Source organism: Yoonia sp. (assembly GCF_030731595.1).
Taxonomy (GTDB): domain Bacteria; phylum Pseudomonadota; class Alphaproteobacteria; order Rhodobacterales; family Rhodobacteraceae; genus Yoonia.
On sequence record NZ_JANQTS010000008.1, the window covers coordinates 1 to 12,338 of the forward strand.

The 12,338-nt window shown below is 60.2% G+C and carries 11 protein-coding genes; 6 read left to right on the plus strand and 5 right to left on the minus strand.

The annotated features are described in order from the left end of the window. Positions 1–84: 84 nt before the first annotated feature. Entirely contained in the window at positions 85–582 is a 498-nt protein-coding gene (locus NWQ23_RS00330) for a transposase (protein ID WP_306164202.1), read from the minus strand. 48 nt (positions 583–630) lie between these two features. Further along, positions 631–1,908 carry an acetylornithine deacetylase/succinyl-diaminopimelate desuccinylase family protein gene (locus tag NWQ23_RS00335; RefSeq protein ID WP_306164203.1) on the minus strand — a complete coding sequence of 426 codons (1,278 nt, stop codon included), beginning with the start codon at positions 1,906–1,908 and terminating at the stop codon, positions 631–633. A 175-nt stretch (positions 1,909–2,083) separates the two neighbouring features. Here NWQ23_RS00335 and NWQ23_RS00340 point away from each other — a divergent pair, with 175 nt between their 5' ends. The 6 genes from NWQ23_RS00340 to NWQ23_RS00365 all read left to right on the plus strand — a co-directional run bounded on the left by NWQ23_RS00340 (position 2,084) and on the right by NWQ23_RS00365 (position 8,882). Continuing rightward, on the plus strand, positions 2,084–4,090 hold the full coding sequence (locus NWQ23_RS00340; protein ID WP_306164204.1) for a hydantoinase/oxoprolinase family protein: 2,007 nt from the start codon (positions 2,084–2,086) through the stop codon (positions 4,088–4,090). 116 nt (positions 4,091–4,206) lie between these two features. After that, positions 4,207–4,602, plus strand: coding sequence for a GtrA family protein (locus NWQ23_RS00345; RefSeq protein WP_306164205.1), 396 nt, complete (start codon positions 4,207–4,209; stop codon positions 4,600–4,602). A 121-nt stretch (positions 4,603–4,723) separates the two neighbouring features. Continuing rightward, positions 4,724–5,332 carry a CDP-alcohol phosphatidyltransferase family protein gene (locus NWQ23_RS00350; RefSeq protein ID WP_306164206.1) on the plus strand — a complete coding sequence of 203 codons (609 nt, stop codon included), beginning with the start codon at positions 4,724–4,726 and terminating at the stop codon, positions 5,330–5,332. A 12-nt stretch (positions 5,333–5,344) separates the two neighbouring features. Then, the gene (locus tag NWQ23_RS00355; protein ID WP_306164207.1) at positions 5,345–6,544 is read left to right on the plus strand and encodes an ABC transporter substrate-binding protein; all 1,200 of its coding nucleotides are present in this window, start codon (positions 5,345–5,347) and stop codon (positions 6,542–6,544) included. Positions 6,545–6,610: 66 nt separating this feature from the next. Beyond that, entirely contained in the window at positions 6,611–8,254 is a 1,644-nt protein-coding gene (locus tag NWQ23_RS00360) for an ABC transporter permease (protein WP_306164273.1), read from the plus strand. Then, a complete protein-coding gene (locus tag NWQ23_RS00365) occupies positions 8,247–8,882 on the plus strand; it encodes an ATP-binding cassette domain-containing protein (protein ID WP_306164208.1) in 636 nt (211 codons plus the stop codon). The genes NWQ23_RS00360 and NWQ23_RS00365 overlap by 8 nt, the downstream gene beginning before the upstream one ends. A gap of 138 nt (positions 8,883–9,020) precedes the next feature. On the opposite strand, the gene NWQ23_RS00370 is transcribed toward NWQ23_RS00365, so the two are convergent. From NWQ23_RS00370 to crtD, 3 genes are all read right to left on the minus strand, one after another. Beyond that, positions 9,021–9,704: a 1-acyl-sn-glycerol-3-phosphate acyltransferase gene (locus NWQ23_RS00370; protein ID WP_306164209.1), complete on the minus strand. Its 684-nt coding sequence runs from the start codon at positions 9,702–9,704 to the stop codon at positions 9,021–9,023. Positions 9,705–9,934: 230 nt separating this feature from the next. Next, positions 9,935–10,804, minus strand: a complete 870-nt coding sequence (crtC, locus tag NWQ23_RS00375) for a carotenoid 1,2-hydratase (protein WP_306164274.1) — start codon at positions 10,802–10,804, stop codon at positions 9,935–9,937. Beyond that, positions 10,768–12,321 (minus strand): 1-hydroxycarotenoid 3,4-desaturase CrtD, encoded by a 1,554-nt coding sequence (gene crtD / locus NWQ23_RS00380; RefSeq protein ID WP_306164210.1) that lies wholly within the window; start codon positions 12,319–12,321, stop codon positions 10,768–10,770. The genes crtC and crtD overlap by 37 nt, the downstream gene beginning before the upstream one ends. Positions 12,322–12,338 lie beyond the last annotated feature (17 nt).

Here is a 12,338-nt window from a genome sequence, read left to right on the forward strand (position 1 = left end):
CCAGAGGGAACATTCCACCAGCAGAAGCAGAGCAAGCGTAGCACCCATGCTTAGCAAGCGTAGGATGGGTGCTTGCACCCATGCTTAGCCCTGCCACTCCTCCCCCGCCAAGCCATTTCTGATATCCCTGTGCAATGACGAATACGGCCAATCCACAGCCCTTGTGACCAGACCATGTTTGACCGGATTTCCCCAGCAATAGGCAAGATGTGCCGCATAATCGGCTTCATCGCGGATGCAATGTTCCCAGAAACGGCGTTGCCACAGCCCATGTTCGTTCTTTGAAGCCTGTGACGCATTACGGGGTTGCTTCAGCCCGACAGCGCGCGAGAATCGCGATTTGATCAGGCGCCACCGCGTTGAAAAGTCGGCATCGCCAGCAGGTAGTGTCCAGATGGCATGCAGGTGATCGGGTAGGATGACCATTGCGTCGATCTGCATCCAACGCTCTGCCCGTGTCACTGCCAAGGCTTGGCGCAATGCGCCGATATGGTCTGTCAGATGCGATGCACTGCGGTCCGAAAGGTTCACGGTAAAGAAATAAGTGCCGCCCTGCCTGCGGTATCTGCGGTAACGGGTCATGAGACCTGTTTGGTGGGTTTTGGTTAAGGATGGGTGAAATCACCCATCCTACGTCAGGATTTTCACCAACGCCCCTGCCATCACCTTGGCGCTGTCGATCATGTCTTCCACCCCGATATATTCGTCGGGTTTATGTGCCAGTTCCAATATCCCCGGTCCGTAGGCGATGCAGTTCTTCAGCTTGCCGATCCGGTCAATATGTTTCTGGTCGTAGGTACCGGGCGAGGCGACGAACTCGGCCGGTTTGCCGAGGACTTTCTCGATTTCGGCCGCGATGACCTGCACGACGGGCGCGTCCCGGTCTGTCATGCTGGGCAGGACCACATTCATTTCACGCAGGTCATAGTCGAACCGGTCGCGGTTTGCCTTCAGACCGTCCAAAAGCGCGCGTACCTCGCCGCGCACGTCGTCGATGTTTTCTTCTGCCAGAAAGCGCCGGTCGATCACGATCCGGCAGCTGTCAGGCACGCAATGGGCGGGCAGGCCGGTATAGTCGTCGTCTTGTTCGGGCTGTCCGCCGTGGATGGAGTTGATGTTCATGGTCGAGGATCGCGCGCCCTCTGGAACCACGGGCATGTCGGTGTGCCGTGCAGCCATGGCAGGGTAGAGTGTCTCTTCGAATGCGTTCAGCACCGCCCCCATGTGCCGCACCGCGCAATCGCCCAAGAACGGCATGGAGCCGTGGGCGATTTCGCCAAAGGTTTCGATTTCCGCCCACCAGCCGCCGCGATGACCAAGACAGACGCGGTCCTTGTTCAGCGGTTCGGGGATGATGACGTGCTGGACGCGGGCGGGGTCAAAGTACCCGTGTTCAGCCAGATAGGCGACGCCGCCATAGCCACCGGATTCTTCGTCTGCGGTGCCGGAAATCTCGATTGCGCCGGCAAAATCGGGATAGGTGGCCAGAAATGCCTCGGCGGCGATGATGGATGCCGCCAGCCCGCCTTTCATATCGCAGGCCCCGCGTCCGTAGATCTTGCCGTCGCTGAGTTCCCCGCCAAAGGGGTCTTTGGTCCAGCCGTGGCCCACCTCGACCACATCGGTGTGGCTGTTGAAATGCACGCAATCGCCGGGGCGCGTGCCTGATCTCCGTGCCACGATGTTCCATCGGGGGTATTTGTCGCTGTCGCCGGGGGTGCCATGGGCGCGGATCAATTCCGTCTCGAACCCCGACTTGCGCAGGCGTATGTCCAGATACTCGCAAATCTCGCGGTAGTTCAGCCCCGGCGGGTTCAGCGTCGGCATGCGGATCAGGTCTTGGGTCAACGCGATCAGGTCATCGCGCCGGTCTGTCACGGCCTGCATCAATTTCGAATTTTCAATCATGCGACGACTATCAGCCATGGTTCGCCTTGCTGCAAGTGCGGTCGTCGCGCGGGGTGCGCACCCTAGCGATGCGACCTGTGCGACACAATTCATCGTGCAACGGTCGTGAATGGGCGTTGCAATTTGGTCTGCAACGTCGCTTATCTGCTGGGCGAAAAACGATCGGAACAAGGCTATGGCTTATCTCTTGGGTGTGGACACTGGTGGAACCTATACCGATGCGGTTGTTCTGGATGAGGTGACCGACTCTGTTGTGGCCGCAGCCAAGGCGCTGACCTCGCGTCCTGATCTGGCTGTTGGTGTCGGGGCAGCGATAGATGCGGCCATTGCAAAGGCTGCCGTGGACGTGGCCGATATTGCGATGGTGTCGCTGTCAACGACTTTGGCCACCAATGCACTTGTCGAGGGGCAGGGCGGGCGGATTGCCCTGATCGCGATTGGCTTTGACGACGCCGAGCTTGGCCGCGCGGGCCTGTCTGATGCTTTGCGTGGCGATCCAGTGATCCGGCTCTCGGGTGGCCATAATCATGCAGGCGGTGAGGCAGCAGCGCTTGATCTGGAGCATTTGCGTGGTGCTTTGGCGGGCCTTGATGCAGGCATCACGGGCTTTGCTGTCGCCGCAAGCTTTGCGACCCGCAACCCCGCCCACGAGGTTGCCGTGCGTGACCTGATCCGCGACCAGACCGGCAAGCCTGTCAGCTGTTCGCATGAATTATCCCAAGCGCTGGGCGGGCCAAAGCGGGCGCTGACGGCGGTCTTGAATGCCCGCTTGATCGGGATGATCGACCGTCTGATCACCGCCTGCGAGGATCACCTTGCAAAAGTGGGGATCGCCGCCCGTCTGATGGTCGTGCGCGGCGATGGTGCTTTGGTCTCTGCCGCGATTGCCCGCGAAAAACCCATTGAAACGATCCTGAGTGGCCCTGCCGCATCCATCGCCGGGGCCAGTTGGCTGACCGGGGAAACCGATGCTTTGGTCAGTGATATCGGCGGGACCACGACCGATGTCTGCCTGCTGCGCGGCGGTCGTCCCAAGATCGACCCGCAAGGTGCGCGTGTCGGCCCGTTCCGTACGATGGTCGAGGCTGTCGCGATGCGCACGACCGGCCTTGGCGGCGATAGCGAAGTGCATGTGGTTGAGGGGCTGCATGGCGGGCTTCGGCTTGGTCCGCGTCGTTTGATGCCGATCTCGCTTGCTGCGCATCACTATCCCGATTTGGTGCATGCTACGCTTGATCGCGGTCTGGCGCAGGATATCCCTGCCACCGACGGCGGACAGTTCGTCATTCCGTTGTGGGAAACTTTGCCCGACGGATTGGACGCCCGCGAACTGGTGATCGCGCAGCGCTTGGTCGATGGCCCGCTGCGACTGGGCCATGTGGTGCAGTCGCGCATGGAAAGTCCGGCCTTGGCGCGGCTGGTCGGGCGCGGCCTGGTGATCTTGGCGGGGGTGACCCCGTCGGATGCCGCCCATGCGTCGGGTTTAGCGGATGCATGGGATCGGGAGGCCGCGGAGAAAGCGCTGACTCTCTTCGCGCGTCGTCGCACGGGTGGCGGTGTGCGTGTGGCCCTGGATGGGCCGACCCTCGCACGCCAGATTATTGACCAGCTGACCGTACAGACAGTGGACTGTCTTTTGCAGGCTGCATTTGCCGAGGATGATCTGGACTGGGCCGATCCTGCCGCATTGGCAAAGCATCCGCTGACAATGGCAGGGCTGGATCAGCATCAGGGTGTCGTTGAGGTTCAGATGTCGCTGGGTGTGCCGGTGATCGGGCTGGGGGCTTCTGCATCCACATATTATGGCGCTGTCGGTGAACGGTTGCGCACCCGCATGATCTTGCCGGAACATGCGGGCGTCGCGAATGCGATTGGCGCTGTTGTGGGCCAAGTGCAGATGCAGGCCACGGGTACTGTGACAAGTGCGGGCGAAGGCGCCTTTGCCGTGCATTTGCCGCAAGGCCCACAAACCTTTGCAGATCGCGACGCCGCGATGGCTGCCTTAGAGCAGGCGCTGCAGGCGCAGGCAGGCGCGCAGGCGCGGGCCTCTGGTGTCGAGGAGATCCGTTTTGTCGTGTCCCGCGATGTGACCGAAATTGATGTCGAGGGCAGGCCGATGTTTATAGAGGCGACGATCAGGGTCGAGGCCAGCGGCCGGCCCCGGATTGCGAGCGAGGCTTGAAGCGTTCACATTCCGCAATGTGACGGGTAAAGACAAAGCTGGAGAGCACAGTCGGGGAGGATTTTGCGTGGCAAAGCAACATGCATTTGTTTCGGGTGTGGCGCAATACGCCCCGCATGCGGTCTGAACTTATCACGCAAATTCTGCGGTTTGGCGCAGTGGGCGCTGTTGGTTTTGTGATCGACGGGGGCTTGTTGTGGTTTTTTCTGTCGTTTGACATATCCGCCTATCTGGCACGTGCTTTGTCTTTTCCGGCGGCTGTGGTTGTGACCTGGATGCTGAACAGGAATTGGACCTTTGCCGCCACAAATCACGCCAGCAGAAAAGGCCAGTTCCGGCGGTATCTAGGGGTGCAGATTGCGGGAAATCTGACAAATTACGCCATCTATTCGCTGATTATCAGCCTTTTCGGGTCTGAGAGCTCGACCGTGTTCGTCGCTTTTGCGGTCGGTTCGTTCCTTGGGTCCTGCTTGAACTTTGGTGGTGCGCGGTTTCTGGCATTCCGCGGATAGGTCCGCAGGTTTCTCGTTTTGCAATTGTGACAATGCCCGCCATTGCTCTCACATTATTGTCAGGCTGATTGCCTCAATCGGCCGCTTGCGCCACAAGTTGCCAACCCTTGGACCGATCCTCATGCTTGACCGCCATGCCCGCAGATTGATTGACCCGCCGCTGAACCAGATCGGTGCAGTTCTGGCGGCACGTGGAATTACGGCTGATGGCGTCACTTTGATCGGTGGGGCGCTGGGTCTTTTTGCGGCTGCGCTCATAGCACTCGGCGCACCTGGGTGGGCGCTGCTCCCATTGATCGCCAGCAGGGTTGCCGATGGACTGGACGGCGCAGTTGCCCGTGCGACGCGCAAGACGGATTTTGGCGGGTATCTGGATATCGCCGCTGATTTTCTGTTTTATGGCGCAATCCCGATGGCCTTTGTGCTGCATGATCCTGCGACAAATGGCGCAGCGGGGGCGTTCCTGCTCGCTTCGTTTTATTTCAACGGGACCAGTTTTCTGGGCTACGCGATCCTTGCCGAAAAGCATGGCCACAAAACCGATGCGCAGGGGCAAAAGTCGCTTTACTACTCTAACGGGATCTTGGAGGGGACCGAAACGATCGTGTTTTTCGGCCTTATTTGCCTGCTGCCCACTTATTTCTCCCTCTTGGCATGGGTCTTTGGCGCCCTTTGCTTTGCGACCGCAATACTGCGGATTTACGCCGCCAAAAAAATGTTCACGATCTAAAGGACTCACTTGATGAAACATCTTGCCGTATTGGCTGCTTTACTGGCCCCTCTGCCTGCATTGGCCGACGTTGACCCTGCAAACTGGGAGGCTGTGACAGCCGAGGCTCAGGGGCAGACGGTATACTGGAACGCATGGGGCGGGTCGACCACGACCAATGATTTCATTGCATGGGTCGGTCGTCGCGTGATGGAAGATTATGGCGTCACGCTGGAGCATGTGAAGCTGACCGATACCGCCGATGCGGTCACCCGTGTCTTGTCAGAAAAGCAGGCCGGCGAAGATGATGACGGCGCGATTGATATGATCTGGATAAACGGCGCGAATTTCGCGGCGATGAAAGAGGCGGATTTACTGTTTGGTCCTTATGCCGAGCAATTGCCGAACTGGGCTTTGGTCGATGTCGAAGGCAAGACTGTGCAGACCGATTTTACCGTCCCCGTCGAAGGGTTTGAAAGCCCATGGGCGATGGCGCAGGTTGTCTTTATTCACGACACCGCAGACCTGATGGAACCGCTGGGGTCGATGCAGGCTATTCTGGACTGGTCAGCGGCCAATCCCGGACGCTTTACTTATCCCCAACCGCCGGATTTTCTGGGTACGACTTTCCTCAAGCAGGCCTTGGTGGATTTGCTGGATGATCCATCGGTCCTGTCGGAACCAGCCACAGACGCCAATTATGACGCTGTCACAGCCCCGCTTTGGGCGTTTCTGGACGAGTTGACCCCAACCCTTTGGCGACAGGGTCGCGCGTATCCGGCGACGGGACCTGCGCAGTTGCAGTTGATCGCAGATGGCGAAGTTGATCTTGCGATTTCCTTTAGCCCGGGCGAGGCGACAGCGGCGATTGCGAACAATCAACTGCCGCCCACTGCCCGCACTTTTGTGTTGGACAAAGGCACCATCGGGAACGCGTCGTTCGTGGCCATTCCCTACAACTCCGGCTCTAAGGCAGGCGCGATGGTTGTCGCCAACTTCCTGATGTCGCCCGAGGCGCAGGCCCGTGCGCAGGACCCAGAGATTTTGGGCTATGGCACCGTGCTGAACATGGCCGCTTTGTCTGCAGAGGATCGTGCCTTGTTTGACGCGTTGGAACTGGGCATCGCGACCTTGTCGCCTGCGGAACTTGGCACTGTGCAGGCCGAGCCGCACCCAAGCTGGATGACGCGGATCGCTGATGACTGGATGCAGCGCTTTGGTGTTGCGCAGTAACACGTGACAGCCGCACGCAGACGCCGCCTTTTTCTGCCGGTCCTGCCGATCCTGACGTTGCTTGCAATGTTGGGGCCGGTGGCGGCTGGGCTTTGGGGGACGGTGTTGCCTGCGTTCGGTCATTTGCCTGCGGCGGGGCTGACCGGCCCGTCGCTTGACCCGTTTCGCGATCTGATTGCATGGGCAGGTTTGCCGCGTGCGGTGTTTCTATCGCTCTCTACCGGCCTTCTGGCGACCGTGATCTCGCTCGCCATCGTAATCTTGGTCACCGCAGGTTGGTCTGGCACACGGCCTTTTCGCGCTCTCGAGCGGCTGTTGTCGCCGCTTCTGTCGGTGCCCCATGCGGCCGCTGCCTTTGGTCTGGCGTTTTTGATTGCCCCTTCGGGGTGGTTGTCTCGGTTGGCCTCGCCCGGCCTGACGGGATGGGACCGCCCCCCAGACCTGTTGATCGTGCAAGACACCTGGGGCCTTGCGATGACAGCGGGTTTGATCGTGAAGGAAGTGCCGTTCCTGCTCTTGATCACCTTAGCGGCCTTGGGACAGGCGGACGCGCAGCGCAGCGTAACCATATCGCAGGCGCTGGGCTATGGGCGGGTGACGGGGTGGCTCAAGACGGTCTTTCCAAGGGTTTATGCCCAGATCAGGCCGCCCGTCTATGTTGTGCTGGCCTATTCCATGTCCGTCGTCGATGTGGCTGTCATCCTTGGGCCCAACACGCCGCCGCCCCTGTCGGTGCAGATTGTCAAGTGGATGTCGGATCCCGACCTTGCGATGCGGCTGGAGGCTGCTGCCGGGGCCTTGCTGCAACTTGCGCTGGTCATTGGCGCGCTGGTCGTTTGGCGTATCGGAGAAGCTGTTGTCGCAAGGCTGGGGCGTCGCTGGATCGCATCAGGCGCGCGCGGCAGATTTGATACCATTGTCGCGGGTGCGGCGCTTGTCGGTGGCTCTGCTTCCGCGCTGATCGTTCTTTTGGGGCTGGTTGTTCTGGCGCTGTGGTCTTTTGCGGGGTTCTGGGGCTTTCCAGAAGCTTTCCCTGACGCCTTTACCGCGCGCAACTGGGTCCGCTTTGGCCCCGGTACACTTTCGGCCTTTGGCGAGACCGCCTTGATTGCGCTGACCGTGGGACTTGTGGCGATTGTCTTGACGATCGGCTGTCTGGAGGCCGAGTACCGCTATGGCCTGTCGTTCAGCCAGCGGGCTGTCTGGTTGCTTTATCTGCCACTACTGATCCCGCAAACGGCGTTCTTGCCGGGCTTGCAGACGCTGATGTTGAACCTCGGGGCCGATATCGGGCGATTGCCGGTGATGATGGCGCATCTGGTCTTTGTATTGCCTTACGTCTTTCTATCCTTGGCGGATCCGTTTCGCGCTTGGGACAGGCGCATGGGCACGGTTGCTGCCGCTTTGGGGGCCAGCGCCGATGGTGTGCTCTGGCGCGTACGCCTGCCCATGCTTTTGCGTCCGATCCTGACTGCCTTAGCCGTTGGTCTGGCGGTGTCTGTCGGGCAATATCTGCCGACGCTGCTGATTGGCGGCGGACGGATCGCGACACTGACAACCGAGGCGGTCGCGCTTGCCTCTGGCGGGGACAGGCGCGCGATTGCGGTTTATGGTCTGATGCAGACAGGGGCGGCTTTGGTGCCATTCGCGCTGGCCTTGCTGATCCCGGCACTGGTCTGGCGCAACAGAAGGGGTTTGCAGCATGGATAAGGGTCTATCCCTGCGGAATGTGACGATTTCCAAGAGCGCCGCGCCGCTGTTATCGCTGACGCATGATATTGGTTCCGGTGAGGTGCTGACGGTCATGGGGCCATCAGGCGTCGGCAAGTCCACCTTGCTTGCCTATATCACAGGCACGCTGTCTTGCGATTTCGCAGCGACTGGCGAAGTCTGGCTGGACGGGCACAACATCACACATGCGGCCCCGCATCAGCGGCGTGTGGGAATTTTGTTTCAGGATGATCTGCTGTTTCCGCATCTGTCGGTTGGGGCAAACTTGGCGTTTGGTTTGCGCCCCGGTGGGGGTGCCGCCGAGCGCAAGGCAAAGGTCGAGGAGGCGTTGGATGAGGTCGGCCTGAGCGGCTTCGCAGACCGAGACCCCGCAACGCTTTCCGGCGGGCAAAAGGCGCGGGTGGCGCTGATGCGGATGCTGCTGTCAGAGCCCTGCGCGCTGCTGCTGGACGAGCCCTTCTCGCGGCTGGATGCCGCCCTGCGCGCGCAAGTGCGCGACATGGTATTCGACCGCGCACGCGCAAGAGCGCTGCCGGTCTTGATGGTGACGCATGACGCAGAAGATGCGCAAGCAGCGGGCGGGGTGATCGTGACGCTGGGGGGGTGAATCTTTGCTTTCCGGGACTTTTTCTGCCGCGATTCTTTCTTTAGGGAATGGCTGCTTGCCCAAACCCGATGCTGGCTTGGGCACGCTGGAGCATGCTCTTGGTTCGCTGCGAAAAGTCATGGAATACCCAACAAGCGGCTATCTGAAATCCACCCGTCGGTCGGAAAGCAGAGCGTAGTTTTCAGAAACGACCCGTTGCAATTTGTCTGCTAGGTCCCGCGCGTCGGCTTCTTCGTAATCTTCTGTGGAAACGGGCTTGCAGAACCGAACGCTGATCTTGCCTGGACGTGCCCTGACAGTTCCAAGCTGCATGGCATGATGCCCACCATGTATCGCCACGGGAATTATGGGTACCTTTGCCCTGATCGCAATGATGCTGCCGCCCACCTTGAAACGGCCGATCCCGTCCCGGCCCGAAAGCCTGCCTTCACCGCCCCAACCAACTCTTTTGCCAGCCTGCGCCGCGGCCACCATGCGGTCGACAAGAAGGTCGGTGGACCTTCGGTTACCCCGCGCGACCAGCTCGATATCGATTTTTGCACAGGCTTTGCGGGCAAAGGGGATATGCCGATAGACATCGGCGCCGGCGAGCTGATCTACATGCGGCCAGATCGCCACGAAATATGCCGCCAAGTCCGCGAACGATGTCTCGTTGTGAGAAAGGATGCACCCTGTGCCTGCAGCAGGAATATCTCCTTCGACAGCAACTTCAAACCGACAGTCTTCAAGATACGTAGCGAACAAGCTTTCAAGCGGTGCGCGCGCCTGCCTGCCTACTTGTTCTCCGCGCGCTATCCTGCCCATTGCTGCAGGTGCGCCCAAAAGAAACCGCAGTGATGCTTTCCCACCACGCCAGTTTTCTTCAACCGATTTCAAGGCGTGCGTCATCTGACCTAAAACTTTGATTGCCGTGTTCCTACCTGCCACACTTTAAGAATTTAACTTGAAACATCTGGCACCGTGTAGCTTGTCCTGCAGATGCGTCGCAACTGGTACCACGGCGCCCTGAAGCGGGCACTTTGCAATGACTTCATTGGCCTCAAAGCAGTCATTCAGTCTAGCCAACCCGCCCGTCTTGGCACCCGCACCGCCAACATCGGCTTGATCAGCGGTGACCGGAATCTGTTGAGGTCCAGCGCCTCGTGCACGCCTGTCACGACTTCTCCGTCCAGTTGGGTTTGCACGGCGGACCTTGAATAAAACGGCGCGTCCAGCATGTTCAGCACCTGTTTGGGCATCACCCCGGGATCGGCGCGGGTTTCGCGCATGACCTGCCAGAGCGACCGTTTGAAACGGGTGCGGGGTGGCGCATCGACGATTTGCGCGTTGCCTTCACTGTCAAAGGCGATCGCGGTGTCGAGTGTCGTCCCGTCCCGTCGAACTGCGTCGTAAATGCAGGTGGCCCCTGCTTTGGTCGGGTACCGCCCCCATGTCCAGAAGCTGAAGTCTTCCTCCAGCGACCTTGTCCCAAAGTTGCTGTCGAAATAGCCGTGGCCGGACCATTGCCAGCCTTTGGCCTCAAGTTCGACCTTGATGTCAGACGACGGCGCGAAGGGCCGCCAGATGTGTGCGCCGTCGGGGGTCAGCGGCAGTTCGACGTTGGTCATGGCATGCGGCGTGATCGTGATTTGCCCGCGTACGCGGCTGATGATGGGCGGGCCGCTGATCTCGTCAATGTCGATGATCAGGTCCTTGCCGGTCCAGTGCATGGACGAGGGACCAACCTGTAAGGTGTCGGGCGTGGTCTTGAGTGCTGCGCGCCCCCGGTCTGTCATCGTAAAGCGCCCGCCGGGTCCATAGGTGGCGACGTTGATGCAGCAATGGTTGGCGGGGTCCTTGCGCCCCGACCATGCGTACCACGGCGAAAACACCGATCCGATAAACCCTATGACAGAGACCGCTTTGGTCCCACAGTCGCTGATCCCGTCAATGTACCACCAGGCGTAGCCGTTGGGCGGGACATCGAGATGGAAGCAAGGTCCGTCATGATCGCCGCGGCCGCGTGCTGACCGGAGAGGGTTGCCATCGGCACCCCCGCCCCCGGATGTGCCCCGCCCCCGCAAAGGTAGAGGCCCGCGATCTTGGTCCGTGCCGTCGGGCGTTTGAAGGCCGCCATCATGCCGTGCGGGCTCCGCCCGTAAAGGGAACCGCTGCTCGCTGGAAACAGCGCGTCGAACCCCTGCGGGGTGGTCAGCGCCTCTGGTCCCGGTGTCGGAGTGAACGAGAGGCCGAAGTCCCGGAAACGCGCGAAAATCTGTGTCTGACATGGTGGTTTTTCCTTCTCGGGGTCGCGTGGGACTGGCGGGCCGTTCATGATAATCTCGAAACGCTGTATGGCGTCGGGGGTGACTGTGCCGTGATCCTGGGCGCAGAGATAAAGCGTGGCGTCTTTGGGCATCTCGCCGTTGGCGAGTGCTTTGAACTCGGCCTTTGGGTCATGTCCGAAGAACACAGTGTGATGTGCAAGATCGAGACCGGACGGGACCGCCGCAAAGGCGTGGACATAAGCGGACAGGCTGCGCGGTTCGACTTGCGCTGGCGTTAAGGCGGCTTTTGCAGGCTCTCCGAGCAGGCCCGTGACAAGGGCACGGGGGTCTCCGTTAAACAGCACAATATCGGCCGGGAAATGGGCATGATCGGTTTGCACCCCATTAATCCGGCCGTCTTGTTTCGTGATCCGCCTGGCCACAGCGTGATAGTGGAAATCCGCCCCGCGTGCCTTTGCAAGTCTTGTGATGGCTTGTGCCAGTTGATGCATTCCGCCCGTGACAGACCAGACGCCCTGCGCCTCTGCTTGCCAGATCAGAGAGAGAATCGCAGGCGATGCATAGGGCGAACCGCCGACATAGGTGGCGTAGCGCCCGAACAGCTGCGCCAGTCGCGGATCACTGAACGAAGCTTTGAGCAGCCCCGCAAGTGATTTGTGCGGTGCCATATCCCCGATCAGACGCGGTTGCTTGAGGACTGTCTTGGTGACGGCAAACTGGTCGGGTTCCGGCGTTTGCATCATAGGGGCATCGAATGCGTCGAACAGCCGTTTTGCCCTTGCCGAGAAGGCCGCGAATTCTTGGCCTGCTTTCGTGCCGAAGGTCGCAACAATGTTTGCCCGGGATTGGTCGTGGTCCGCGCTCAGGTCAAGGCATGCCCCGTCGTCCCAATAGTGTCGCGCCAGTGTTTGCAGGGGCTTGAGTGTGAGATGGGAACTCAGGTCTTCTCCGACATCCGCGAAAAGCGAGGCGAAGACTGGCCGCATTGTCAAAACCGTTGGTCCCGCATCGACCGGCCCTGCCGCAGAGGGCACTGTGCGCATTTTACCGCCGGGTCCGCCGTGCGCTTCAAGCACTGTCACGTCACAGCCATGGTGGCTGAGGCGCAATGCTGCTGCCAGCCCCCCAATGCCCGCGCCGATAATGACGATTTTAGGCGTTTGCGACCGCATCTGAATCCGAGTCATCT

Bases quoted from the DNA above. Each gene is read 5' to 3' on its own strand.
- NWQ23_RS00330 (WP_306164202.1), bottom strand. From the start codon at position 582: ATGACCCGTTACCGCAGATACCGCAGGCAGGGCGGCACTTATTTCTTT.
- NWQ23_RS00335 (WP_306164203.1), bottom strand. From the start codon at position 1,908: ATGATTGAAAATTCGAAATTGATGCAGGCCGTGACAGACCGGCGCGAT.
- NWQ23_RS00340 (WP_306164204.1), top strand. From the start codon at position 2,084: ATGGCTTATCTCTTGGGTGTGGACACTGGTGGAACCTATACCGATGCG.
- NWQ23_RS00345 (WP_306164205.1), top strand. From the start codon at position 4,207: ATGCGGTCTGAACTTATCACGCAAATTCTGCGGTTTGGCGCAGTGGGC.
- NWQ23_RS00350 (WP_306164206.1), top strand. From the start codon at position 4,724: ATGCTTGACCGCCATGCCCGCAGATTGATTGACCCGCCGCTGAACCAG.
- NWQ23_RS00355 (WP_306164207.1), top strand. From the start codon at position 5,345: ATGAAACATCTTGCCGTATTGGCTGCTTTACTGGCCCCTCTGCCTGCA.
- NWQ23_RS00360 (WP_306164273.1), top strand. From the start codon at position 6,611: ATGTTGGGGCCGGTGGCGGCTGGGCTTTGGGGGACGGTGTTGCCTGCG.
- NWQ23_RS00365 (WP_306164208.1), top strand. From the start codon at position 8,247: ATGGATAAGGGTCTATCCCTGCGGAATGTGACGATTTCCAAGAGCGCC.
- crtD (WP_306164210.1), bottom strand. From the start codon at position 12,321: ATGCGGTCGCAAACGCCTAAAATCGTCATTATCGGCGCGGGCATTGGG.